At 66.5% G+C, this 24,215-nt stretch carries 25 protein-coding genes; 9 read left to right on the top strand and 16 right to left on the bottom strand.

All coding sequences use genetic code 11. The features are described 5' to 3' along the window. Positions 1-27: 27 nt before the first annotated feature. Genes ACPRTJ_RS07210 through ACPRTJ_RS07195 form a run of 4 tightly spaced genes read left to right on the top strand, consistent with a single transcriptional unit; the run spans position 28 to position 2,714 of the window. Positions 28-876 (top strand): type II secretion system F family protein, encoded by an 849-nt coding sequence (locus tag ACPRTJ_RS07210; RefSeq protein WP_286901664.1) that lies wholly within the window; start codon positions 28-30, stop codon positions 874-876. 1 nt (position 877) lies between these two features. Beyond that, positions 878-1,762, top strand: coding sequence for a type II secretion system F family protein (locus tag ACPRTJ_RS07205; protein WP_054916706.1), 885 nt, complete (start codon positions 878-880; stop codon positions 1,760-1,762). A gap of 14 nt (positions 1,763-1,776) precedes the next feature. Beyond that, positions 1,777-2,460: a tetratricopeptide repeat protein gene (locus ACPRTJ_RS07200; protein ID WP_043860936.1), complete on the top strand. Its 684-nt coding sequence runs from the start codon at positions 1,777-1,779 to the stop codon at positions 2,458-2,460. Further along, positions 2,457-2,714: a DUF3613 domain-containing protein gene (locus ACPRTJ_RS07195; protein WP_258661304.1), complete on the top strand. Its 258-nt coding sequence runs from the start codon at positions 2,457-2,459 to the stop codon at positions 2,712-2,714. Before ACPRTJ_RS07200 ends, ACPRTJ_RS07195 begins: the two co-directional genes overlap by 4 nt. A 40-nt stretch (positions 2,715-2,754) precedes the next feature. On the opposite strand, the gene ACPRTJ_RS07190 is transcribed toward ACPRTJ_RS07195, so the two are convergent. The 4 genes from ACPRTJ_RS07190 to ACPRTJ_RS07175 all read right to left on the bottom strand — a co-directional run bounded on the left by ACPRTJ_RS07190 (position 2,755) and on the right by ACPRTJ_RS07175 (position 5,599). Next, positions 2,755-2,883 carry a hypothetical protein gene (locus tag ACPRTJ_RS07190; RefSeq protein WP_256582768.1) on the bottom strand — a complete coding sequence of 43 codons (129 nt, stop codon included), beginning with the start codon at positions 2,881-2,883 and terminating at the stop codon, positions 2,755-2,757. 38 nt (positions 2,884-2,921) lie between these two features. Continuing rightward, on the bottom strand, positions 2,922-4,088 hold the full coding sequence (locus ACPRTJ_RS07185) for a hypothetical protein (RefSeq protein ID WP_054916643.1): 1,167 nt from the start codon (positions 4,086-4,088) through the stop codon (positions 2,922-2,924). 126 nt (positions 4,089-4,214) lie between these two features. After that, positions 4,215-4,994, bottom strand: coding sequence for a response regulator transcription factor (locus ACPRTJ_RS07180; RefSeq protein ID WP_043860938.1), 780 nt, complete (start codon positions 4,992-4,994; stop codon positions 4,215-4,217). Between the two features lie 134 nt (positions 4,995-5,128). After that, positions 5,129-5,599, bottom strand: coding sequence for an A24 family peptidase (locus ACPRTJ_RS07175; protein ID WP_043860939.1), 471 nt, complete (start codon positions 5,597-5,599; stop codon positions 5,129-5,131). A 75-nt stretch (positions 5,600-5,674) separates the two neighbouring features. Here ACPRTJ_RS07175 and ACPRTJ_RS07170 point away from each other — a divergent pair, with 75 nt between their 5' ends. Both ACPRTJ_RS07170 and ACPRTJ_RS07165 read left to right on the top strand, forming a co-directional pair. Further along, the gene (locus tag ACPRTJ_RS07170) at positions 5,675-6,118 is read left to right on the top strand and encodes a TadE/TadG family type IV pilus assembly protein (protein WP_043860940.1); all 444 of its coding nucleotides are present in this window, start codon (positions 5,675-5,677) and stop codon (positions 6,116-6,118) included. Further along, positions 6,115-8,790 carry an ATP-binding protein gene (locus ACPRTJ_RS07165; RefSeq protein WP_426428474.1) on the top strand — a complete coding sequence of 892 codons (2,676 nt, stop codon included), beginning with the start codon at positions 6,115-6,117 and terminating at the stop codon, positions 8,788-8,790. The genes ACPRTJ_RS07170 and ACPRTJ_RS07165 overlap by 4 nt, the downstream gene beginning before the upstream one ends. Here the strand turns inward: ACPRTJ_RS07165 and ACPRTJ_RS07160 are convergent. The 9 genes from ACPRTJ_RS07160 to ACPRTJ_RS07120 all read right to left on the bottom strand — a co-directional run bounded on the left by ACPRTJ_RS07160 (position 8,775) and on the right by ACPRTJ_RS07120 (position 16,994). Further along, positions 8,775-10,724, bottom strand: coding sequence for a pilus assembly protein TadG-related protein (locus ACPRTJ_RS07160; protein WP_426428472.1), 1,950 nt, complete (start codon positions 10,722-10,724; stop codon positions 8,775-8,777). The genes ACPRTJ_RS07165 and ACPRTJ_RS07160 overlap by 16 nt on opposite strands. A gap of 105 nt (positions 10,725-10,829) precedes the next feature. Then, a complete protein-coding gene (locus ACPRTJ_RS07155) occupies positions 10,830-11,399 on the bottom strand; it encodes a DUF4136 domain-containing protein (protein ID WP_043860942.1) in 570 nt (189 codons plus the stop codon). A 19-nt stretch (positions 11,400-11,418) separates the two neighbouring features. Next, the gene (locus ACPRTJ_RS07150) at positions 11,419-12,048 is read right to left on the bottom strand and encodes a DUF4136 domain-containing protein (RefSeq protein ID WP_426428470.1); all 630 of its coding nucleotides are present in this window, start codon (positions 12,046-12,048) and stop codon (positions 11,419-11,421) included. Positions 12,049-12,078: 30 nt separating this feature from the next. Beyond that, positions 12,079-12,828, bottom strand: a complete 750-nt coding sequence (locus tag ACPRTJ_RS07145; RefSeq protein ID WP_100632880.1) for a methyltransferase domain-containing protein — start codon at positions 12,826-12,828, stop codon at positions 12,079-12,081. Continuing rightward, positions 12,825-13,130, bottom strand: coding sequence for a MazG-like family protein (locus ACPRTJ_RS07140; protein ID WP_043860945.1), 306 nt, complete (start codon positions 13,128-13,130; stop codon positions 12,825-12,827). The genes ACPRTJ_RS07145 and ACPRTJ_RS07140 overlap by 4 nt, the downstream gene beginning before the upstream one ends. Positions 13,131-13,252: 122 nt before the next feature. Next, positions 13,253-13,843 (bottom strand): LysE family translocator, encoded by a 591-nt coding sequence (locus ACPRTJ_RS07135; RefSeq protein WP_104572955.1) that lies wholly within the window; start codon positions 13,841-13,843, stop codon positions 13,253-13,255. A gap of 49 nt (positions 13,844-13,892) precedes the next feature. Beyond that, positions 13,893-14,726: an AraC family transcriptional regulator gene (locus ACPRTJ_RS07130; protein WP_043860947.1), complete on the bottom strand. Its 834-nt coding sequence runs from the start codon at positions 14,724-14,726 to the stop codon at positions 13,893-13,895. Positions 14,727-14,766: 40 nt separating this feature from the next. Next, the gene (locus ACPRTJ_RS07125; RefSeq protein ID WP_088514183.1) at positions 14,767-15,639 is read right to left on the bottom strand and encodes a MaoC family dehydratase; all 873 of its coding nucleotides are present in this window, start codon (positions 15,637-15,639) and stop codon (positions 14,767-14,769) included. Positions 15,640-15,641: 2 nt separating this feature from the next. Next, a complete protein-coding gene (locus tag ACPRTJ_RS07120; protein ID WP_196933181.1) occupies positions 15,642-16,994 on the bottom strand; it encodes a 3-oxoacyl-ACP reductase in 1,353 nt (450 codons plus the stop codon). A gap of 124 nt (positions 16,995-17,118) precedes the next feature. On the opposite strand from ACPRTJ_RS07120, the gene ACPRTJ_RS07115 reads away from it, so the two are divergent. Continuing rightward, on the top strand, positions 17,119-18,396 hold the full coding sequence (locus ACPRTJ_RS07115; protein WP_043860950.1) for an acetyl-CoA C-acetyltransferase: 1,278 nt from the start codon (positions 17,119-17,121) through the stop codon (positions 18,394-18,396). On the opposite strand, the gene ACPRTJ_RS07110 is transcribed toward ACPRTJ_RS07115, so the two are convergent. Then, entirely contained in the window at positions 18,383-19,399 is a 1,017-nt protein-coding gene (locus tag ACPRTJ_RS07110; RefSeq protein ID WP_043860951.1) for a bile acid:sodium symporter family protein, read from the bottom strand. The two genes, ACPRTJ_RS07115 and ACPRTJ_RS07110, sit on opposite strands and share 14 nt — an antisense overlap. A gap of 85 nt (positions 19,400-19,484) precedes the next feature. Between ACPRTJ_RS07110 and ACPRTJ_RS07105 the strand changes: the two genes are divergently transcribed. Together ACPRTJ_RS07105 and ACPRTJ_RS07100 are read left to right on the top strand one after the other, a co-directional pair. Further along, positions 19,485-20,276 (top strand): AraC family transcriptional regulator, encoded by a 792-nt coding sequence (locus tag ACPRTJ_RS07105; protein ID WP_054916636.1) that lies wholly within the window; start codon positions 19,485-19,487, stop codon positions 20,274-20,276. Between the two features lie 192 nt (positions 20,277-20,468). Next, positions 20,469-21,362 (top strand): PA4780 family RIO1-like protein kinase, encoded by an 894-nt coding sequence (locus ACPRTJ_RS07100; RefSeq protein WP_043860953.1) that lies wholly within the window; start codon positions 20,469-20,471, stop codon positions 21,360-21,362. 4 nt (positions 21,363-21,366) lie between these two features. Here the strand turns inward: ACPRTJ_RS07100 and cueR are convergent, their stop codons facing one another. Together cueR and ACPRTJ_RS07090 are read right to left on the bottom strand one after the other, a co-directional pair. Next, positions 21,367-21,768, bottom strand: coding sequence for a Cu(I)-responsive transcriptional regulator (gene cueR, locus ACPRTJ_RS07095; RefSeq protein ID WP_043860954.1), 402 nt, complete (start codon positions 21,766-21,768; stop codon positions 21,367-21,369). After that, positions 21,765-24,167: a heavy metal translocating P-type ATPase gene (locus tag ACPRTJ_RS07090; protein WP_058540777.1), complete on the bottom strand. Its 2,403-nt coding sequence runs from the start codon at positions 24,165-24,167 to the stop codon at positions 21,765-21,767. The genes cueR and ACPRTJ_RS07090 overlap by 4 nt, the downstream gene beginning before the upstream one ends. Positions 24,168-24,215: the final 48 nt, after the last annotated feature.

Here is a 24,215-nt window from a genome sequence, read left to right as displayed (position 1 = left end):
GTGTGGTTGTGGCTGGGGGGCGTGGTCATGCTCGGCATCTCGATGCGCCTGTTCTATACCAGCCTGCACCGCTCGGGCAACGAGCGCATTCTGCAGCGCCTGGGCCAGCACCAGCAGGCCGCCGACAACAGCGGGCCACATGGCCCCGACTGGCTCGAGCTGATGCTGTTGCGTGCAGGTTTCGACCGCCGCAATGATCGGCTGATGGCGTGGGTGGCAGGCTGGCTGCTGCTGGCCGTGTGCGCCGGGCTGTACGGCGGCTGGCCTGGCCTGCTGCTGGTGCTGCTGGCGTGGCCGTTGCTGTTGCGCCTGTTCCTGGCCTGGCGCTACCAGCACCGGGTACGCCGCCTTATCGAACAGTTGCCGGTGCTGCTTGACCATTGCGTGCGCAGCCTGAAGGCCGGGCGCACGCTGAGCGATGCGGTGCTGGGGGCCATCGATGCCTCGCGCGAGCCGTTGCTGGGGGCCATGCAGCGAGTCAAGCGCAACGTGCAGTTGGGGGTGAGCCTGGACGATGCGATGTCGGATCTGGCCGAAGTGTACGCGCGTGAAGAGCTGCGCCTGTTCGCTCTGGGCCTGCGCATCAACCACCGCTATGGCGGCAATGCCAGCGAGTTGCTGGAGAACCTGATCAAGGTGATTCGCGAGCGCGAGCAGGGCGCGCGGCAGCTGCGCGCGATGACCGGTGAAACCCGCATCACCGCCGTGGTGCTGGCGGTGCTGCCGGTCAGCGTGGCCGGCTACTTCATGTTCAGCAACCCCAATTACCTGCTGACCATGTGGCATGACAGTGTCGGCCAGCGCCTGCTGTTCAGTGCCTTCGTGCTGCAGGCGCTGGGGTGTCTGGCGCTGTGGCGCATGTTGCGGAGTATCTGAGATGGCCTTGTTGCTCAGTGCGGTGTTGTTGTTTGGCGCGTTCGCCCTGCTGCTGGGTCAGTGGCTGCGTCAGCGGCGCAGCCAGCGCCTGGTGGAGCAACGCCTGCAGGGGCGTGCGCCGGACGAGCCGGCACTGCGCGGCTGGTTGCAGCGCATGGGCGACAGCCGGCTGGGGCAACGTTCGCTGAACCTGGACGGCGAGACCCGCCAGTTGCTCGACCGGGTGGGTTGGCGGCGTTCGCGCCAGCGCTCGCTGTTCGCGGCCTGCCAGGTGGGCTTGCCGCTATGCCTGATGGGGGCGGCGGTGCTGGTGCAGGAGGTGTTCTTTCGCGAGAGCCGTTCGCCCTGGTTGTTCCCGCTGATGGGGCTGGGGTTGGGCTACCTGCTGCCCAAGCGGTTGCTGGCGCTGCTGGCGGCACGCCGTCAGCGCCAGGTGGCGCAGGAGGTGTCGACCTTCATACCGCTGCTGCGCATCATGTTCGAGTCGGGCCTGGCGGTGGAGCAGAGCCTGCGCCTGCTGAGCCTGGAGGGGCAGCGCCTGCTGCCGGTGCTGAGCGAGGAGTTACGGCTGTTGCTGGCACGGGTCGATTCGGGGCTGGCGCTGGCCCCGGAGCTGGAGAAGACCGCGCAGTTGCTGGGGGTGGAGGCGTTCAGCGACACCTGCATCATCCTGCGCCAGTTGCTGACCCAGGGGGGCGGGGCGATGAAGTCGCTGCTGGCACTCAAGCAACTGCTCGATGACCGGCGCCTGACCACCTTGCAGGAACGGATTTCGAAGATGTCGGGAAAGATGTCGGCAGTGATGATGCTGTTTCTGTTCCCGGCGTTGCTGATCGTACTCGCCGGCCCGGGCTTCACCGCCCTGGCCAGGGCATTCGGGGCTTGAGAGGAGTGTACGCAATGAAGGCATGCATCGCGGCGCTGGGGTTGTTGTTGCTCGGTGGTTGCGCCACGGATGGCTCGGCGCCGTGGCTCGCCATGCCGGGCTCGACGGCCAGTTGTGCCAAGCCTGATTCGAGCCAGGAGCTGTCGCTGAACATGGCCGACGAGATGCTTGCCGACGGGCGCCCGCATGCCAGCCTTGCGCACCTGGAGGCGCTGCCGGCCGATCTGGCCCAGGTGCGGGTGCGCAAGGCCAAGGTACTGCGCCTGCTCGGACGCAGCGAGGCCGAGCCGCTGTACCGCAGCCTGCTTGGCGGGTGCCTGGCGGCCGAGGGTGAGCATGGGCTGGGGCAGATGGCGGCGGCCCGTGGCGACAACGCGCAGGCGCTGCAGCATCTGCAACGGGCCATGCAACTGGCCCCCACCGACGAGAAGATCCGCAACGACCTGGGGGTGGTGTACCTGAACCAGGGCAAGCTGGAGCAGGCGCGCTTCGAGTTTCTGACCGCAATCGAACTCAAGGACAGCGACCGTCTGGCGGCGGTCAACCTGGTGACCTTGCTGCTGTACCAGGACAAGTGGCAGCAGGCGGCCGACCTGGTGAGCCGGCTGGGCCTGAGTGCGGCGCAATTCAACGAAGCGCAGGCGCGCGCCCAACAACTCAAACCTGGCAGTGTGGCTGCCGTGCAGAGGTCGTCATGAACAGTCGGATACTGGTGATGCTGGTAGTGCTGCCGGGCCTGGCCCAGGCGATCGAGCCCGGGCCTTCGTCCAAGGCGCAGTCGGCCACCGAGGCGTGGTTGCAGTTGCAGGCCAGCGGCGCGCAGGCCTCCAAGACCCCGCAGAGCGCCACGCCCAAGGAGCGCGACCAGAGCATGCAACGCTGGCTGGATACCTACAAATACGTGATTCCGGATTTCTTCCGGTGGGAGAAGACCAGCAATAGCGACAAGTGAGTCATGCCCAAGAAAAAGCCCAGCGTCGGCTGGGCTTCATTCACGATTTGGGCTTGGCGGAGAAGTTTCTGAGCACCATGCTCTTGAGGGCTTCCCGGGTTTGCTCGGAGGAGCGCTTGCTGGGGCTCTCTTCCTTGTATCTGGTTTTTAGTACTTTTAGGGAGGTCATCTACGGCTCCTGAAAGTAATGAAAATATACGCTGAGTGTCATGTTTCAGGTTCTATTTGCGCTAGCGATACTAGCATTTTCCCGAAATGATAGCAAATCGGCTCCAGAAGTTGAGCAAAGTTCATCGCGCTGTCTTCATCGCGGAAAATCCCCTTTTTGTTGCGGTATATATTCATTACGGCGATGGTTTCATAGACAGGGAGTTGTTCCGCATCCGCCTCGCGTCGAACCTGAATGGGAATGGAGAGTATCGACTGGGCTTCTTCTATATCGTTGTAATACTCCAGTACATCATGTTTGAAGCGATTGCAGAACTCGCGGTTCTTGTATGCAAGATTGTCCAGAAACAGAGATATTTCGCTTTGGGTATGGTGCAGGTATTGCGCCATACCGAAACTGGCGCACATGGGGGCGCCGGGGATGATGGGTTGCGTTGTGAAACCGGCATAACCCTGTTCGACATAAGGGAAGCAAATCGGCTCTTTTATGAAGTCGTCCCGCTCGCCGAACTCGACTTTGGTAGACACCGTGAAAGTCGTATCTTCAAGCACCAGGATGCCACTGCACTTTGCAAGTTTGCCAAGTGTTGAGTTGTTGTACAGAAATAGCTTGCTGGAATCGATGATGCGGGCAATGTTGTCCATGCTGCCGTCGGCAAGCGTTACCGTATCGAGAAAACCCGATGGCACCAGGGTCATGATGTTGGCTCGATAGACCGACGACTTGCCTTCATTGCCATCCCAGTCCTTGGCCAGCGACAACACACCGTGCAGGCACTCGCGCATCAGCTTGTGGACCACGTCGGGTTTGGGCGCCTCGCTGTTGAGCTCCGCTTTGATTTCCAGACGCCGGGCGCCGAGGATACGCATGTAGGCAGAGTAGTTTCCGAGAAACGACTTTGACGGAGTGCTTTTTATGTAACTGTGCAGTTGGCTGCGCGCCGAGTTGTTTTCCCGGTTGACGGCTATTTCCCGTAGCAACAGGAACAGGCCGAGGTAGAGCAACAGCCTGAATGCCGTGGACGCTTCATTCAGCGGCGCCCCCTCGCAGGTGGGTAACAGCCCAAGGCACAGGTTGTTGAACTGTCCTGTTATTGCCGAGCTGTAAAGGGAGATGTAAGCACCCACCAGAACGGTAGCGAAAATGGCGATAGAGCCGAAGAACGCACCGCTGGGGGCAAACAGCCCTTTGAGAAATGAAGTCATGCTTGAGCAGGCCACACATCGACGAGAAGTGGCCCGGATTCTTGCATAGCCCAAGGGGGCTGGCATATCCAATTTGTTTCAGGTTTCACCGCTGCCTTCGAAGGCTCGAAGGCAGCGGCGACCTGTTCAATGCGCCGTTATGCGCTGACGCAGCGCCGAGGGGTTGGGCGCCAGCGCCAGGGCCAGCTGGGTGCGGTTGTGCATGTGGGTCAGGCGCAGCACCTGCGACACATACAGCTTCACCGTGTTCTCGGTAATGCCCAGCTCGCAGGCGATCTGATAGTTGGTCTGGCCCTTGCCCACCAGCCGCGCGACGTCCAGCTGGCGCGGTGACAGCTGGTCGAAGATCGCCGGCATGCTCTCGGCTGCCGTTGCATCCTCGCCACCCAGGCCCGTGCCCACCACCTGCTCGCGGGCCTTGCCCAGGTCCTGGTAGAGGTCGTCGATGGATTCGGCCAGGTACTGCAGCTTCTGGTTGAGGTGGCCCAGGTGCTGGAAGTTCTTCTGCCGCTCCAGCAACGCGGTCTCCTGGCGCTTGAGCCCTTCGAGCAATTCGGGGAGGTCCACCGGCTTCTGGTAGTAGTCGGCGAACCCCTCGCGCAGCGCCTTGATCACATCCTGCTTCTCGGCCCGCCCGGTGAGCATGATCGCCTCGAAGATCCGCTGCTTGCCGGCAATGGCCTTGAGCGCCTTGACCAGCTCGATGCCGTCACGCTCGGGCATGTGCAGGTCGCACAGCACCAGGCCGATTGCCGGGTCTTCGGTAAACCGCTCGATGGCCTGCTGGCTGCTGTGGCACGGTACGCACCGGTACCCGCTGCCCTCGATGAATTCACACAGCTCTTCGACGATCAACGGCTGGTCGTCGACGATCAACACCTTGAATGGACTCACTGGCTTGTTCACACGCAACTCCCTGCTGACGTGCCCTTCCTGGTACGGCCATGACGCTTGTGGCATCGAGGGGCAGTGACTAGAAAAATAGACGCAGTTGGCGGCTATGTACAACGTATGTACAGCAGGTTAGACGGGTTGTTCGATCAATGGATCCATACCGCAGCCAATAAAAAGCCGGCCAGCACGAAGGGGGCGAAGGGCTGTTTTTTTGACGCTTCTTCGATCACCTGCCTGAAGCGTTGCTTAACCTTCTGACTCAGAAGGGACCACAGCCAGCGGCGGCTGAGCAACCAGATCACCACCGCCACCCCGGCACCGATGAAGGTGCCCAGCAGGTACATCCGATCAGTGGCAAGCGCCAGCGCACCCAGCAGTTTCACATCGGCGGCGCCCAGGCGCCCGAGCATGTAGCCGGGCAGGGTCAGCAGCATCACGATCAGCAGCGCCCAGCCACCCTCGCTGGCATCGGCGCCGATCCAGGTGTGTCCGGTGATGAAGAGATAGGCCAGGGCGCAGGCTGCGGCGCCAAGGGTCAAGGTGTTGTTGATCTGCCTTTCTCGGGCATCCTGTTCGGCACACAATGCGAGCCACAGCAGCAGGACGATGCTTTGCATAGGCGAAATGCCATCCCTTGGTCGTGATTGATTCTATGCTTGATTGCGGGTGTCATTGTCAGGGTAGACGCGATCATGAAAGCAGGCCTTGCAAGACGGCAAAAAGGTGCGGCGGCGATCGAATTCGCCGCCGTGTTCGTGGTGTTCTTCGCGGTGTTCTACGGGGTGGTCAGCTACGCCCTGCCACTGCTGATGCTGCAGTCGTTCCACCAGGCCAGCAGCGAGGCGGTGCGTCGCTGCATGGCGCTGGACCCGACCAGCGCCACCTACCGCACCGATGTGCCGGCACTGGCCCGCGAGGTGCTGGCCCAGCAGCTGGCGTGGATGCCGGGAACGCTGAAGTTCCAGCCCGGCACCGACGCGGTCGTGACCCTGAGCAACACCAACCTGCTGACCGTGCGCATCAACTACGCCAAGGCCCGGCTCACGACGGTGCTGCCGGTGCTCGACCTGCCGGTGGTGGGCGAGGTGCCACGCCTGCCGGCAACCCTTGGCGCCACCGCGAGCCTTCAGCTTTGAGCGGTGGCCACGGCCTGTTCGATCGCTGGCGCGGGCGCCCGGCCGCCGCGGTGGCCGCACCGCAGGCCCCGGTACCGGCGGCGGTGGGCCTGCAGCTGTGGCTCGATGACAAGGGCCGCGTGCTGCGCCTGGGCGGCCCGCTGCGCAGCGCCCTGGCGCTGCCCGCGCAGGCTGCTGCGCGGGTGCAGGACTACGTGCAGGCGCACAGCCTGCTGGTGCTCGAAGGCGAGCCCGCCGACTGGCAGGCACAACCGCTGGACCTGGACTTCAGAACCGCCAATGGCAGCACCCTGCACACCCGCGGCTGGTTGCTGGCCCAGGGCGAGGACTGGCTGTTGCAGTTATTCGATGTGGGCGATCTGCTGCAGCAGCGTCAGCAGGGCCAGGATGCCCGGCGCCAGCAGCAACTGGCCCGCCAGGTCGGCGCAGCACTGCGCGATTGCAGCCTGGAGCGCCTGCCCCAGGTGGCCGCCGAGCAGTTGCAGCGCCTGGCCTGGCACTGGCGCATGGGCTGGGCGGCGCTGCTGCTGCGCACCCCTGGCGGCTGGCACACCTTCGCGCGGGACGCATCGAGCGTGCCCTGGGCCGACGATGCACGCCTGAGCGCGGTGCTCGACCGCCTGCCGTCGGGGCGCGTGCTGTGCAGCGCCGAGTTTCCGACCTTGCAGGTGCTCTGCCCGACTCACGCGCTGTATGTGGTTGGCCATGCGCAGCAGCATCAGGCCCAGGCCTGGCTGCTGTGCGCGGACGAGGGCGGGCAGGCCCGGCCCGAGGCGGCCCCCCTGCTGCTCGATGCCATGGCCGAGCCGCTGCTGGCGCGCCTGGCCGGCGACCGCCTGCAGGCCAGCCAGCAGCGCCTGGACAATGTACAGGGGTTGCTCGGTGCGGGCTGGTGGGAGTGGTCGCTGCACGAGCCCTACCTGCACCTGGCACCGGGGCTGGCGGCCAGTTTCGGCGTGAGTGCGCAACTGGCGCTGCCGGCCTGGTGGGCGCTGCTGCACCCGGCCGACCGGGAGGCGGCGCAACTGGCGTTCGAGGCGCTGCAGCGCGAGGGCTGCAGCCTGCAACTGTGCGTGCGCCTGCAGGCCGCGTCGCTGCGCTGGTACCGCATCTGTGGCGATGTGCACGGGCAGGGGCAGCAGCGACGTCTGCAGGGTTTCATGCTCGACATCAGCGATATCAAGGCCCAGGAGCAGCAGGCCAGGGCCGCGCACGCACGGCTGGACAACCTGATCGCCAGTTCGCCGGCAGTGATCTATATCCAGCGCTATGACGCCGGCGCGCTGCAGGCCGAATTCTTCAGTGCCAGCCTGCAGCCGCTGCTTGGCTGGACGCCCGCTGCCGACCTGCAACCGGCGCACTGGGTACACCCCGACGACCAGGGGCTGTGGCTGCAACGTACCCGCGACCTGCTGCGCGAGGGCCAGGTGCGCAGCCGCTACCGCCTGCGCGATGCGCAGGGCTTCTACCACTGGGTGCTGGATGAAGCGCGCCTGCTGCGTGACGACCTGGGCCTGCCGGTGGAAGCCGTGGGTATCTGGCTCGACGTGACCGAGGCGACCCTGGCCGCCGAGCGGGTGCGCGAGAGCGAGGAACGTTACCGGGTGCTGGTGGAGGACTCGCCGGCGATGATCTGCCGCTACCGGCCCGACCTGACTGTGTTGTTCGGCAACCGCCCGCTGGCCGACTACCTGGAGTGCCGACCTGACCAGTTGCCCGGGAGCGACCTGGGGCAGTGGATGTCGCCGGCCCAGCGCGAGGCGTTCGTGCAGCGCCTGGCCGGCCTGACCCCGCAGCAGCCGGTGAGCAGTGCCGAAATCTGCCTGCAACTGCCGGGGCGCGAACATGCCTGGTGGGTGTGGTCCGACCGCGGCCTGTTCGATGAGCAGGGCCGTCTGCTGGAGGTACAGGCGGTGGGGCGCGACAACACGGCGCTGCGGCGCAGCCAGCAGCAGCTGTTGCAGAGCGCGAAGATGGCCACCCTGGGCGAAATGGCCACCGGCCTCGCCCACGAGATCAATCAGCCGTTGAACGTGATGCGCATGGCGGTGGTCAACGCGCTCAAGCGCCTGGAGAACGGCGACGTGCAGGTGGAATACCTGCAGGACAAGCTCAGGCGCATCGATGCGCAGGTGCTGCGGGCCTCGAAGGTGGTGGACCACATGCGCGTGTTCGGGCGGCGTTCGGAGGTCGAACAGCAACTGTTCGAGCCCTGGCAGGCGGTTGAGGGTGCCGTGTCGTTGCTGGCCGACGGCCTGGCCGGCAAGGGCGTGGCGCTGAACCTGGGCCCGGCGCTGAGCGGCTGCCATGTGCGCGGCCATGCCGATCAGCTGGAGCAGGTGCTGATCAACCTGGTGGTGAATGCCCGCGACGCCTTGCTGGGCCGGCGTGAGGCCGACCCGCAGTTGCGCCCCTGGATCGCGGTGGAGGCCGAGCCGGTGGCGGGTGGGGTGCGCCTGCAGGTGCGCGACAATGCCGGCGGCATCGACCCGCGGCTGCTGGAGCGGATTTTCGAGCCGTTCTTCACCACCAAGCCCAGCGGCGTGGGTACCGGGCTGGGCCTGTCGGTGAGTGGCGGGATCATCGAGGGCATGGGCGGGTTGCTCAGCGCACACAATGGCGCCGAGGGCGCGTGTTTCGTGATCGAGCTGCCGGTTCAGAGCATCAGCTGAGCGCGGTTGCCGTCACAGGTGAGGTTGGCACCGACCTCGACGTTCACCAGGTCCAGCCCCAGTGCCTTGAGCAGTGTGTTGACCAGCGGGTCGACCAACTTGCCGAGCAGGTTCCTGATCACTGGCTGCAGCAGCGCCTTGACGTCATCGAGCAGGTTGCCGGCCACCACCAGCACGTTGCCGAGCAGGTTGCCGTTGAGCGGGCGGTACACCTGCAGCTCGATGCCATTGATGGTGTTGTTCAGGCTCTGCACGATATCGCTGGCCGAGGTGGCCATGTAGGCCGGTGGCAGGTCGATGTCCGGTGGTGCGCTGGCGTTGCGAAACAGCAGGTCGGTGGCAGGCCCGGTGGAGTTGCTGCCCAGCAGCGGCGCATTGACCTTGAGCCCTACGCCACCGCCAGCGAAGGCGGTGCGCGCGCCGCAGGTGGACGGCAGTATCAGGAAGCGCGTGCAGTATTTGCTGCCGATGTCGATCAGCGGCAGCGGCGAGATGGCGGTGTTGCCCGTGCTGAAAAAGGCTTGGGGATCGCTGAACATGCCCACCGAAACGTTGAGCGCCGAACTGCGGGTGCTGGCGGTCAGGGTCTTGTCCGGCTTGCAGCTGTAGCGGGTGACCTGGCTGCTGGCGCTGGCGACTTCCAGGCCGATGTCCAGGTGTACCACCCCAGGCAGCAAACGGACGTCGCTGACCTTGCACGGGATCGCCAGCAGGCAGAACACCGACTCCAGCGTGGCCACCAGATTGAGGCTGAGCAGGTTGCTGACCACGTTGGTCAGCGGTTCGGCCAGGTCGAGCACGGCGTTGAGCAGGCCGGTGATGCTGTTGAGCAGCGGCAGCTCCAGGCTGACCAGCGCACGGACCTGAGCGGTGTGCACCTTGATGGTGTCGTACTGCGGGTTGCCCACGGCGGAGATCTGTTCGGGTTCTATGACCTTGAGGCGCAGGTTGGCCTTGACCAGCGGCGGGATGTTGAGCGGCACCTCGGCGGTGGCCGCAGTGTTCATGTTGGCCAGCATCACCGAGGCCTTGAGCAGTTGCAGCAGTTGCATCTGGGCATCCAGGCCGGACTGGACCGCGCCGTTCTGGATGTCGAGGATATCGCCCAGCTTGACCAGCGGGTTGTTGCCGGCACCGAGTACCAGCTTGCCGAGGTCGGTCACCACCTGGGCCGCCGCGCCGCCGCGCCGGGCGAGGTCGACGGCGACATCGAGCAGGTCGGTCAGGTGCAGCTGTTTGCCCAGCAGTTCATCGTAATTGCCCACCTGCACCCCGGCCTTGATGGCCAGGGCATCGAGAAAGCTCAGCAGGTCGACGTTGACGTCGGCGATGCCCTGCCAGCCCAGTACGTCGAGGTTGACGTTGCCGCCAAGGGCCTTGAACAGGGCGTTGAGCACATCGGACTTGCGTGTGTCGATGGTCAGCAGGGTGCTCTTGAGACGCAGCATCGCCTGTGGCGGCTTGGGCAGCGAGGCCACCGCACTGGCGTGCAGGGTGGTGGTGGCCGGCACGGCGACGCCGCTCAGCAGGGCCTGTACACCGGCGGCAATGCTGGTGGCCACGGCGCTGCTGGCACTGACCCGGATCGCTTCGCTCTTGCTCGGGTTGACGGTATAGGTGCGCCGGCTGCCGGCACCGGTCTGCAAGGTGCCGCAGGTGGTGGCCAGGGTATGCTTGGCGCCGGGCGCGAAGCCGTTGCGTGCGGCGCTGGCCTGGGCCACGGTCGCCGCCTGCGGGCCGCTGCCGGTGCACACCGCACTTTGCCCAGCCGCTTCCAGGGCGGCCATGTCGACCACCCGCTGCAGCGAACGCTGTTCCAGATAGAGCCGCCCGCTATCGATCACCAACAGGGCGAACACCAGCGCCAGGGCCAGTGTCAGGGCGGCCATCAGGCCGATCGCGCCACGCTGCCGGGTTGGGAATCGGGTAGCCACGAGCACTCCTTTGCCGGCACCAGGCCGTGCGCGAACGCATGCGTCAAAGAAGTGTAGTCAAGATAATGGCCAGTCGCCTTGAGGTGGCGACCGGCCATCGCCGGCTCAGTGGGGCGGGTAGTTGGCCAGTACCTTGGCCACGGTATTCTGGATCGCGGTGTTGCGCTCGGTGGGGCCGGGCGGGTAGTTGTTCATGATCTGCTCGGCGCTGCCGCGCCATACCAGCTTGCCGTCGCGGCTGTCGAACAGGTCGACCTGGATGGTGGCGACCTTGTAGTCGACGCTGCGGGTCTCGTTGTAGGCCGGGCCGCCCCAGTAACCACCCCAGTAACCGCCCCAGGCACCGCCGTAGTTGGTGGTGATCTGCTGCTGGCGGTTTTCGACGATCAGGTAGGTCTGCACCTTGAGGTCACCCCTGGCGTTGCCCTGGGCCGGGCGCAGGCCACGCTGGTCGAGCTGTTCGCTGACGGCCTGGCGGATGCGCTGCTCGGTGAGGTCGCTCTTGATTCGCGGGTCGTCCGGGCGATATTGCAGGGCCGGCTCCTGCCAGCTCCAGCTGCGGTAGGCCGCAAAGTCGCGGCTGGCATCGAAGTCCTGGGTGACGTTGTTGCTCTGGCAGGCGCCGAGCAGCGCCAGCAGGGCCAACAGGGGAAGTAGAGCGAGACGGCGCAGCATGATGATTCTCCGGTTGCCTTCAGCTTGGGGGGTAGCCATCCAGGGCCTTGTGCACGGCATCGCGCAGGGCGCGGGCGCGCTCGCTCGGTGAGCCCTGGCCGGTGGTTTCTGCGCTGGCGCTCCAGACCGGCTGGCCGCTGCCGGCATCGAACAGGTCCAGGCGTACCACCATCACGTCGACCTGGTAGGTGCGTATGATCGGCACGCTGCCATACACACCATAGCCGTTGCGATAGCCACCGTAGCGGTTGTAGCCGATGCCCCCGTAGCCGTAGTTGTCATAGGGGTAGTAATCGTCGCGTACCTGGCGCAGGCGCCGTTCCATGCGCAGGTCGGCACTGACCAGCAGGTCGCTGCGGGTGTTGCGCGCAGGCCGCAGGCCGCGCTGGTCGAGGGCGGCGCTGACTGCGTCGGCAAGCTCGGCCGGGTCGCTGGAGGCGCTGCCGGCCGGGAGCTGGCCGTTGCGCCATGACCAGCTGCGGTAACGGCCATAGTCACGGGCTGGTGCCGGGTAGGCGCTGGCGTCGAAGGTGGTGGCCGCCTGGGGCGGGGCCGGCGGCAGCGGTCGGGAGCTGGCCACATACGGGTTGCTGCCCTGGCAGGCGGCCAGGGCCAGGCACAGCAGGCCCAGGATCAAACGGTACGGCATGGCAGTCTCCCGGCAGACACGGCTCGGTACTCAGCGTGGGTGGCACATCCAGTGCAGGTAGCGGCCCAGGCCGGCAAAGGCCGGGTGGCGGCGGTGCGCCAGTTCCATTTCGAGCAGGTCGAGCAGTTCTGCCTTGGCCTGGAACTCGACGGGCATGTAGTCGTGGAACACCCGTACACCGCTCTCGCTGTGTATATCCCACAGACCTTCAAGGTGCGCCCGGAGTTCGCGCGGATCAAGTGGTTTTTGCGGGGTCAGGCTCTGCTTTTCACCGGCCAGGCTGGCCCCGCGCAGTTTGCGGAAATGGCCCTTGAGCAGGTTGCGATACACCAGTGCGTCGCGGTTGTAGAAGGCCAGCGACAGCAGGCCGTCGGTGCGGGTGAGCTGGTGCAGCACCGGCAGGATGGTCTCGGGTTCGGCCAGCCATTCGAGCACGGCGTGGCACAGCACCAGGTCGTAGGGTTCGGTGAGCTGGCCAAGCAGTTCCTGCCAGGGCGCCTGGATGAAAGTGGCTGGCTGGCCGGCGGCGGCGAAGCGTTCGCGGGCGCCCTCGAGCATCGGCGCGGCGGGTTCGGCCAGGGTCACCTGGTGGCCACGCTCGGCCAGCCACAGGGCCATGTGGCCCAGGCCCGCGCCGATGTCGAGCACGCGCAGGGGGCGGTCGGGCAGTGCTTCGGCGAGGTCGGCCTGGAGCACCGCGAGGCGGATGGCGCCCTTGGCGCCGCCGTAGATCTTTTCGGCGAAGCGGGTCGCCAGTGCGTCGAAGTGGCGGTCTTTCATCGGGCGAAGCGCCGTTCGCTGTCGGCCAGCTTGCTGCGCACCACCTGGTCCATGTCCAGGCCCAGTTCGCTGCACAGCAGCAACAGGTAGAGCACCACGTCGCCGACTTCCTGGCCGGCGTGTTCGAGCTGCTCGGGGGACAGCTGGCGCGACTGGTCCTCGCTGAGCCACTGGAAGATCTCCACCAGCTCGGCCATTTCCACGCTGGCGGCCATGGCCAGGTTCTTGGGGCTGTGGAAGCCGCGCCAGTCGTTGTTGTCGCGGATGGTGTGCAGGCGGGTGGTGAGTTCTTGCAGGTTCATGGGTGGGGGCTCTCCTCGTGCGGCGTAGCTTAGCGCGGGTCGGCGGGTTTTTCAGGGGATTGTGCTGGCCTGTTCGCCGGCAACGCCGGCTCCTGCAAGCCCTGTGTCAGGTGCATGGGGCCTTACTGCCAGAGGCTGGCCCAGGCCGACACCAGCAACAGCAGCGCCAGCCCCTGATTGACCCGGCGCAGCACCACCGGCGAACCGCTCAGGCGCCGCGCCCCGCTGCCGAGCAAGGCCCAGCCACCCAGGCACGGCAGCGCGATCACGAAGAACACCAGGCTCAGGTGCGTCACCTGCAGCAGGCGGTCGCTGGCTGCGGCATCGATGAACACGCTGGCCACCGCCAGCGCCATCATCCACGTCTTGGGGTTGATCACCTGCAACGCCGCCGCGCCCCACAGGCCGAGCCTGGCCGACGTCGCGCCCGATTGCTGCACCTGCACTGGGCTGCGAAAGATCTTCCAGGCCAGCCAGGTCAGCCAGGCCACGCCCAGCCCGTTGAGCAGCGGCTGCACTGCCGGGGCCCGGAACAGTGCCTCGCCCATGCCACTGCCCACCAGCCAGACGATCAGCGCGGCCCCTGCACCGGCCCCCAGGATGATTGGCAATGCAGCGCGCAGGCCATGGCTGGCGCTGTTGCTCAGTACCAGGAAATTGGTCGGCCCGGGGGTGATGGACGCAACGAAGGCAAACAGCATGAAGGCCAGCATGGGCAGGCTCCTTGGTAGAGGGGCTTGCATGCTCGCGTGTTGGCGCGCGTCAGTCTGGAAGCTTTGTGCAGCGCCTGCGGTACTGTGCCGGGGTCATGCCATAGGCGCGCAGGAACCAGCGCCCCAGGTGGCTCTGGTCGGCAAAGCCCAGCGCTGGCGCCACCTGTGCCGGGCTCGACCCTGCCGCCAGCAGCCGGCGTGCATGGGCCAGGCGCAGTTGCACCAGGTAGGCGTGGGGCGCCAGGCCGAACGCGGCCTTGAAGGCGCGGCTCAGACGAAAGCGGTCGATGTTGCACGCTGCGGCCAGTTGCTCGAGGCCGATGTCGTGGTGCAGGTGTGCATGCAGGTAGTCGCGTGCCCGCTGCGCCACCAGCGGCAGGCGCGGGTCGGGGTCGAGCCGGCGGCGCCATTGCAGATGCCCGCTCAGGTGCTCCAGCAACTGGTCCAGTGCCGCCTGGCGCACCATGCGCAACTCCGGTTCGTGCAGCGACTGGAAGGCGCACGCGGTGGCCGCTGCCAGGCGCGGGTCGCTGGCCAGGGTGTGGGCAAAACCGGGTTGGCTGGCGGGCGGGGCATGCTCGGTGAAGCCGCGCAGCTCGCGCTCCAGCCATTGCGGGTCGAGGTAGAGCATGCGGTAGGTGAAGCCCTCGGGGCTGGGCGCATCGCCGTCGTGCAACTCGCCGGGTTCGAGCAGAAACACCTTGCCCGGTGTGCTCTGGTGGCGGGCGCGGCGACAGGTGAACTGCTGGACGCCCTGTTCGGTCACGCCCACCAGGTAGCTGTCGTGCCAGTGCGGATCATAGGCATGCCCGCGAAAATGCGCGCGCAGGGTCTCGATGCCGGTATCGGGCTCCTGGCGCAGGTCTATCCAGTTGCTGTTCATCGTGTGCTACCGGCAAAGAAAACCGTTATCGCCCGGTCCGTCAGGCAGGTCTAGAAGATTCGTGCAGCGTGTGCCAACTGCCGGTCATGTGCACCAGGTCGCCGTGGCCTACCAGGCGGAACTGGCCGTCGGGTGCGACTGCGCTGCCCTCCAGCACCACTTCGCTGGGCAGGCGCACGGGCTTGTGAAAGGCCACATCCACCTCGTAGCCGCTGAGCGGCAGGTGCCCGCGCAGCGCGGCCAGCGCCATGGCCTTGCTCCACATGCCATGGGCGATGGCCTGGGGAAACCCGAACAGGCGAGCGCTGAGCGCACTCAGGTGGATGGGGTTGTAGTCGCCGCAGACCTTGGCGTAGCGCCGGCCGATGTCGCTGTCGGCATACCAGCGGGTCAGCTCGCCCAGAGGCAGCGGTTCAGGGGTGTCGACGGCGGGTGGCTCGCCTTCGAGCTTGACGCCGCGACACAGCATGCGGCTGCGCTCGTGCCAGAGCAGCCCCAGGCTGTCTTCGGCTTCGGTCATCAGGTCGAAGGTCGCGCCCTTGGCGTGGGGCTGCAGGTTGTCGACGAACACGCTGAAGCGCAGCGTGCCGATGCCACCCAGCGGGCGCACCACGCGGATGCGGTTGTTCAGGTGCACCAGGCCCAGCAGCGGGAATGGGAAGTCGTCGGCGGTCAGCAGTTGCAGTTGCAGGGCGAACGCCATCACGTGGGGGAAGGTCGGCGGCAGGTGGCTGTCGTCGCCGAAGTGGCAGAGCTTGCGGTAGGCCTGCAGGCGCTGTGGATTCACGCCGATGGCGCAGTGCAGGCCGCTGGCGGGCAGGCTGTCGCCGGTGATGCTGCGCTTGCGCGCAGCCTTCAGGTACAGCCCGCTCAGCCCTTGCGTGCGGTGCAGATCGTGCCAGTGTCGGTCCATGCTCATGCCCCCATCACGGCCTGGCCGCATACGCGCAGCACCTGGCCGTTGACCGCGCCACTGCCGGGCTGTCCCAGCCAGGCCACGGCTTCGGCAACGTCCTGCGGCAGGCCGCCCTGGCCCAGGGAGCTCATGCGTCGCCCGGCTTCGCGCAGGGCGAAGGGGATTGCCGCCGTCATGCGTGTTTCGATGAAGCCGGGGGCCACGGCATTGATGCTGGCACCCCGCTTGGCCAGCAGCGGCGCCCAGGCCTGGGCCAGGCCGATCAGGCCGGCCTTGCTGGCGGCATAGTTGGCCTGCCCGCGGTTGCCGGCGATACCGCTGATCGAGGCCAGCAGCACGATGCGTGCGTTGTCGTGCAGCGCGCCGCCGTCGAGCAGCGCCTGGGTCAGCACCTGGGGGGCCTTGAGGTTGACCGCGAGCACGGCGTCCCAGTACTCGGGGGTCATGTTGGCCAGGGTCTTGTCGCGGGTGATGCCGGCGTTGTGCACGACGATGTCGATGCCCTCGGGGAGCGCTTCGAGCAGGTGCGCCGATGCATCGCTGGCGCAGATGTCCAGCGCCACGCTGCGCCCACCCAGGCGCGCGGCCAGGGCGTCGAGGTCGGCCTTGGCCTGGGGCACGTCGAGCAGCACCACCTCGGCGCCGTCACGGGCCAGGGTTTCGGCGATGGCGGCGCCGATGCCGCGGGCCGCACCGGTGACCAGCGCCCTGCGCCCAGCCAGCGGGCGCGACCAGTCCTGTACCTGGGTGGCGCAGGCGGTCAGGCGCAGCACCTGGCCGCTGATGAAGGCGCTCTTGGGCGAGAGGAAGAAGCGCAGCGCGCCTTCGAGCTGGTCCTGCGCGGCCGGGTCCACATACAGCAGTTGCAGGGTGGCGCCGTTGCGCAGTTCCTTGGCCAGCGAACGGCTGAAACCTTCCAGGGCCCGCTGCGCCACGCTGGCCAGCGGGTCGTCCAGCGATTCGGGCGCGCGCCCCAGGATCACGATGTGCGCACTGGCAGCCAGGCTGCGCAGCAGCGGCTGGAAGAACTCGCGCAGTTGCTTGAGCTGGTCGCTGTCGCTCAGGTGGCTGGCGTCGAACACCACGGCCTTGAGCTTGGGCCCCAGGCCCGCGACCCAGGCCGGCAGTTCGAGGCTTTCATCGGCATAGCTGTAGACCTCGTCGGTCAGGCGCCTGGCAAAGGCGGCCACGTTCGTCACCAGCGGCCCGCCGCCGAGCAGCAGGGCGCCTTCGACCGGGCGCAGCCTGCCGGCTTCCCAGCGCTCCAGGCGGGCGGGGGTGGGCAGGCCGACGGCACCGGCCACGCGCCGACCGAATGAAGAGTTGGCGAAGTCGATATAGCGGTCGCTCATGTGAACGTCTCCCGGAAATTAAGCACCAAAGTGTGGACCATGTTTCGCCTTCGGTCGTTCGACTGGCGAAAAAACACCTACGCTATAGCGGGTCTATCCCGTCTCGGAATAAGGAAGTCTGTGCATGCGCGCTTTACGTCGGGTCGCGATCATCGGCGGCAATCGAATCCCGTTCGCCCGCTCCAACGGGCCCTACGCCACGGCCAGCAACCAGGCGATGCTGACAGCGGCAATCGAAGGGCTGGTGGAGCGTTTCGGCCTGCATGGCCTGCAACTGGGCGAAGTGGCGGCGGGCGCGGTGCTCAAGCACTCGCGCGACATGAACCTGACCCGCGAATGCGTGCTGGGCTCGCGGCTGTCGCCGCAGACCCCGGCCTATGACCTGCAGCAGGCCTGCGCCACGGGGCTGGAAACCGCGCTGATGGTGGCCAACAAGATCGCCCTGGGGCAGATCGACAGCGGCATTGCCGGCGGCGTGGACACCACCTCCGATGCGCCGATTGCGGTCAACGAGGGGCTGCGCAAGTTGCTGCTGCAGGCCAATCGGGCCAAGACCACGGGCGACAAGCTCAAGGTGTTCCTGCAACTGAGGCCCTGGCACCTCAAGCCCGAGCTGCCGCGCAATGGCGAGCCGCGTACCGGGCTGTCGATGGGCGAGCACTGCGAGCTGATGGCGCAGACCTGGCAAATAGGCCGTGCCGAGCAGGACGAGCTGGCCTTGCGCAGCCACCAGAACCTGGCCCGGGCGTTTGCCGAAGGCTGGCAGGATGACCTGCTCACGCCCTTCCTGGGCCTGACCCGCGATCACAACCTGCGCCCGGACCTGACCCTGGAGAAACTTGCCAGCCTCAAGCCGGTGTTCGAGCGCAGCGCCAAGGGCACGCTGACGGCGGGCAACTCCACGCCACTGACCGATGGCGCTTCGGTGGTACTGCTGGCCAGCGAAGAGTGGGCGCGCGAGCGCGGGCTGCCGATCAAGGCGTATTTTCTCGATGGTCAGAATGCTGCGGTGGATTTCGTCAAAGGCCAGGAGGGGCTGCTGATGGCGCCGGCCTATGCGGTACCTCGACTGCTGGAGCGCAACGGCCTGACCCTGCAGGACTTCGACTTCTACGAGATCCACGAAGCCTTCGCCGCCCAGGTGCTGTGCACGCTGAAGGCCTGGGAAGACGCCGACTACTGCCAGAGCCGGCTGGGCCTGAGCGAGCCGTTGGGCGCCATCGACCGCGACAGGCTCAACGTCAAGGGCAGTTCGCTGGCTGCAGGGCACCCGTTCGCCGCCACCGGCGGGCGCATTCTGGCCAACCTGGCCAAGCTGCTGGACGAGGCCGGCCAGGGCCGCGGGCTGATTTCGATCTGCGCCGCGGGCGGGCAGGGCGTGACCGCGATCATCGAGCGCTGACCAGCGGCGCCTCCTTGGCCAGGGGCGCCGGGCGGTTGGCGTAGTGTTCGGCCATGATCGAGCACACGATCAACTGCAGCGGGTGATAGATCATGATCGGCAGCAGAATCAGCCCCAGCCCGGGATGGGCGCCGAAGATCAATGCGGCCATCGGTGCGCCGGCGGCCAGGGATTTCTTGCTGGCGCAGAACACTGCGGCGATCTCGTCGGCCGGGCTGAACCTGAGCAGCCGCGCGCTGCGGGTGGTCAGCCACAGGATCAGCGCCAGCAGCAAGGCGCTGCCCAGAACGGCGGTGAGCAGTACCGAGCCACCCTGCTGCTGCCACAGCCCCGAGATCATCGAGTTGCAGAACGCCGCGTACACCAGTAGCAGGATCACCACCTTGTCCATCACGTTGGTGTAGCGCTTGTGGCGGGCAAAGAAGCGGCCCAGCCACGGGCGCAGCAACTGCCCCAGCACCAGCGGCAGCAGGAGCATGGCGCACAGGTCGAGCAGGGTGGCGCCCAGGTCGATGCCATCGCTGCCGTTGCCCACCACCAGGCTCACCAGCCACGGGGTCAGGAAGATGCCCAGCACGCTGGACAGGCTGGCGTTGAGGATCGCGGCGGGTACGTTGCCGCCGGCGCTGCCGGTCAGCGCCACCGACGAGGAGATGGTCGAGGGCAGGGCGCACAGGTACAGGAAGCCCAGCATCAGCAGCGCCGGCACATGGCTGCCCAGCACGCTGTTGCCCAGCCACCACAGCAGCGGGAACACCACGAAGGTGAAGCCCTGCACCATCAGGTGCAGGCGCCAGTTCTTCAGGCCATGGCGGATCTGTTCGCTGGACAGGTTGATGCCGTGCAGGAAGAACACCACGAAAACGCCGATGTTGATCACGTATTCGGCGTGCATCGAGCCGCCGCTGGCACCGAAGTGCGGGAACAGCCAGGCGAGGAAGGTGGCGAGAAACATGCCGCACAGGAACCAGTCGGTTACCACGCGCTTGAGGTGAGCTTGCATAGGCGGGCCTGCGAATCATCTTGTAATAACGAAGCGGCAGGCTAACCTGTGGCCATTCTTCCGTCTCGCGACACAAGGCCAAGCGATGCCGAGTAACGGACAAAATCTGCTGCCACGCCCAATCCCGCTGCTCGATGCCCTGCCGCGGCCACTGTATGCGCGTGCCGAAAGCCTGGGGGCCGGCTCGTGGACGCCGCGTCATCGACACGACTGGATACAGTTTTCCTATGCGATCAGCGGGGTGCTGGGGGTGTACACCGCCGAGGGCAGTTTTTTTGCACCGCCGCAGTGGGGCGTGTGGATACCGGCCGGGGTGGAGCATGAGGTGATTACCTCGACTCGTGCCGAAATGCGCAGCCTGTATGTGCGTCAGGCCGATGCGGCGTGGGCCGGGCCGCGCTGCCGGGTGCTGGAGGTGACGCCGCTGGCCCGTGAGCTGATCAAGCAGTTCTGCCTGTTCCCGGTGGATTACGCCGAAGGCGAGAGCCCCGAGGCACATCTGGTGCAGGTGCTGCTGGAGCAGTTGCAGGGGCTGCCGGAGGTGGGCTTTTCGTTGCCGCTACCGCAGCACCCGCGCCTGCTCGAGGTGTGCAATGCATTGCTGGCGCACCCGGAGCGGGACGCCGGCCTGGCCTACTGGGCCGAGCGCCTGGGGCGTTCGCAGAAGACCCTGATGCGGTTGTTTCAGCGCGAGACCGGGCTGAGCTTTCGCGGCTGGCGCCAGCGCATGCGCCTGCTGTCGTCGCTGCAGGCGCTGGAGCAGGGGCAGAGCGTGACCCAGGCGGCGCTGGGTTGCGGCTATGAGTCGACGTCGGCGTTCATCGTGGCGTTCAAGGGCTTGTTCGGGGCGACGCCGGGGGAACTGTTCAGGCAGTGAGTGTCTGCCATGTTCGGGAAGCCACGAGGCACTCGGTGCAGGCGGGATTAAATTATTTGGACATTATCGGGTCCACTTCCTTTGAGGGCCTTGTTGTATCGTGAGCGCGCATCTGGCTCATGGCTGTGAGACGATGGCCGGCAACCCGTGATACCCGTGTGTTTGGCAAAACAGGACCCAGAACAAAAGCCGATGAAGACTCCAAAACGCATAGAACCACTGATAGAAGACGGGCTGGTCGATGAAGTCATCCGACCCCTGATGAGTGGCAAGGAAGCCGCGGTGTACGTGGTGCGGTGCGGTACCGAGCTGCGCTGCGCCAAGGTCTACAAAGAGGCCAACAAGCGCAGCTTCCGTCAGGCCGCCGAATACCAGGAGGGCCGCAAGGTGCGCAACAGCCGCCAGGCGCGGGCCATGGCCAAGGGCTCCAAGTATGGGCGCAAAGAGGCCGAGGAGGCCTGGCAGAATGCCGAGGTGGCAGCCCTGTTTCGCCTGGCCAGTGCCGGCGTGCGGGTACCCAAGCCGTTCGATTTTCTCGATGGCGTGCTGTTGATGGAGCTGGTGTCCGATGCCCATGGCGATGCGGCGCCACGCCTGAACGACGTGCACCTGGAGGCCGATCAGGCCCGCGAGTACCACGACTTCGTGATCCGCCAGATCGTGCTGATGCTGTGCACCGGCCTGGTGCATGGCGACCTGTCGGAATTCAACGTGCTGCTCGGCCCTGACGGCCCGGTGATCATCGACCTGCCCCAGGCGGTGGATGCGGCCGGCAACAACCATGCGTTCAGCATGCTCGAGCGCGATGTGGGGAACATGGCCGGGTACTTCGGCCAGTTTGCCCCGGAGCTCAAGGCCACCCGCTACGCCAAGGAAATGTGGGCGTTGTACGAGGCCGGCGAGCTGACTCCGGAAAGCCCGCTGAGCGGGCAGTTCGCGGAGGACGAGCACAGCGCCGATGTCGACGGGGTGATGCGCGAGATCGAAGCGGCACGCCTGGACGAGGCGCGCCGGCAGGCTGCACGCGCCGAGGCGGAGAACGGCCCGGCCAAGGCCGAGGAACCGCCACCGCCGTGGATGCAGTAACGCGCTAGTGACAGCAGCTGCCGGCTGCCAGGTCCTTGAGGATCGGGCAGTCGGGGCGATCGTCCCCCTGGCAGTGGGCGACCAGCTCGCTCAGCGTATCGCGCAGGCTCACCAGTTCGTCGATGCGCCGGTTCAGGTCGGCTATATGCTCGTTGGCCAGGGCTTTCACATCGGCGCTGGCGCGCTGGCGGTCCTGCCACAAGGTCAGCAGTTTGGCCACTTCCTCCAATGAAAACCCCAGGTCTCGCGAGCGCTTGATGAATGCCAGCGCGTGCAGGTCGTCCTGCTGGTAGAGGCGGTAGCCACTGTCGCTGCGCGAGGCCGGCTTGAGCAGGCCGATGGACTCGTAGTAGCGGATCATCTTGGCGCTCAGGCCGGTACGTTTGGCGGCTTGTCCGATGTTCATGGGGCATCGTCCTGTGGCGGCGTTTGCGGTTTCCAGGTTTTGAGCAGCAAGGCGTTGCTGACCACGCTGACGCTCGACAGGGCCATGGCCGCACCGGCCAGCACCGGGTTGAGCAGGCCGAAGGCCGCCAGCGGAATACCGATCAGGTTATAGATGAAGGCCCAGAACAGGTTCTGGCGGATCTTGGCGTAGGTCTTGCGGCTGATCTCCAGGGCGGCTGGTACCAGGCGCGGGTCGCCGCGCATCAGGGTGATGCCGGCGGCCTGCATGGCCACATCGGTGCCGCCACCCATGGCGATGCCGATGTCGGCGGCGGCCAGGGCCGGCGCGTCGTTGATTCCATCACCCACCATCGCTACCACACCCGATTTCTTCAGTTCGAGAACAGTGGCGGCCTTGTCGGCCGGCAGCACCTCGGCGTATACGTCATTGATGCCAAGGGCCTGGGCCACCACCTTGGCGCTACCGCGGTTGTCGCCGGTCAGCAGGTGGCTGCTGATGCCCTGTTGGCTCAGCTGGCGTACGGCGGCGTCTGCGCCAGGTTTGAGGCTGTCGCCGAAGGCGAACAGGCCCAGCACCCGTGGTTGCGCACCGCGCTCGATCAGCCACGACAAGGTGCGCCCCTCGGCCTCCCAGGCCTGGGCGCTGGTGGCGAGTTCACCCGGTTGCAGGCCGCTTTCTTCCAGCAGGCGACGGTTGCCCAGGGCCAGGTCGCGGCCATTGAGGTGGCCGGCGATGCCGCGGCCGGTCAGCGATTGGCTGTCGTCGATGTCGGGTACGGTCAGGCCCTGCTCCTGGCAGGCATCCAGTACCGCCTTGGCCAGCGGGTGTTCGCTGCCGCGTTGCAGGGCGCCGGCCAGTTGCAGCAGTTCGCCTGCCTCGATGCCCTGGGCCTTGCTGTGAACGATGCGCGGGCTGCCGGAAGTGAGGGTGCCGGTCTTGTCGAACACCACGCGGTTGACTGCATGGGCACGCTCCAGCGCTTCGGCGTCCTTGATCAGGATGCCGTGGCGCGCGGCCACGCCGGTACCGGCCATGATCGCGGTGGGTGTGGCCAGGCCCAGGGCACAGGGGCAGGCGATGACCAGCACGGCCACGGCATTGATCAGCGCGGTTTCGATTGGCGCGCCGGCCAGCCACCAGCCGACCAGGGTTGCCAGGGCCAGCACCAGCACGGCTGGCACGAACACCTGGCTGACCCGGTCGACCAGTTTCTGGATGGGGGCCTTGGCGGCCTGGGCGTCTTCGACCAGGCGGATGATGCGCGCCAGCACGGTTTCAGTACCCAGAGCCAGCACACTTACCAGCAGGCGGCCTTCGCCGTTGATGGCGCCGCCGGTCACGCGGTCGCCCGGCTGCTTGGGCACGGGCAGGCTTTCGCCGCTGATCAGGGCTTCGTCGGCATGGCTCTGGCCCTCGATCACCTCACCGTCCACCGGGAAGCGTTCGCCAGGCAGCACGCGCACCAGGTCATGCAGGCGCAGGGCGCTGATGGGTACGTCGCGCTCCTGGCCGTCGATCACCTGCAGGGCGCGCTCAGGGCGCAGGGCTTCGAGGGCGCGGATGGCACTGGCGGTCTGGCGCTTGGCGCGGCTTTCCAGGTACTTGCCCAGCAGCACCAGGGCGATGACCACCGCCGAGGCTTCGAAATACAGGTGCGGCATGCTGCCTGCGGTGGCCCGCGCCCATTCGTACAGGCTCAGGCCGTAACCGGCGCTGGTGCCCAGGGCTACCAGCAGGTCCATGTTGCCGGCCCCGGCGCGTACCGCCTTCCAGGCCGCGACATAGAAGCGTGCGCCCAGGATGAACTGCACGGGGGTGGCCAGTACGAACTGTGCCCAGGCCGGCAGCATCCAGTGGATGCCGAAGGGCTGCAGCAGCATCGGCAGCACCAGTGGCAGGGCCAGCAGTATGGCCAGGCCGACCGACCAGCGCTCCTTGCGCAGGCGTCGCTCGGCGTCGGCCTGGTCGGCCTTGCCCGCTTGCGGCAGGCTGGCCGTGTAACCTGCCTGGGTCACCGCGTCGATCAGTAGCGCGCTGTCGACCTGCCCCAGCAGCTCGATGTGCGCGCGCTCGTTGGCCAGGTTGACGCTGACCCGCTGTACGCCGGGCACCTTGTTCAAGGCCCGCTCCACGCGCCCGGCACAGCTGGCGCAGGTCATGCCGCCAATCTGCAGTTCGAGGCTCTGGGCGGGCACGCTGTAACCGGCCTGGCTGACGGCGTCGACCAGTGCCGGCAGGGCGTCGGCCGGGGCTTGCACCCGGGCGTGTTCGGTGGCGAGGTTGACGCTGACGTGTTCGGCGCCGGCGACTTTGCGCAGGGCGCGCTCGACACGACCGGCGCAGCTGGCGCAGGTCATGCCTTGAATCGGCAGATCGAAGGTGGTTGATGCGGACATGGGGCTCTCCTCCTTGGACAGGCGCCAAGCATCAACCTTACCCCATTG

Origin of the sequence: Pseudomonas palmensis (genome assembly GCF_049942755.1) — a bacterium.
In the GTDB taxonomy this organism is placed as follows: Bacteria; Pseudomonadota; Gammaproteobacteria; order Pseudomonadales; family Pseudomonadaceae; genus Aquipseudomonas; species Aquipseudomonas palmensis.
Note: the sequence above shows the minus strand (reverse complement) of the source record. Positions and strands in the feature narration are given on the sequence as shown.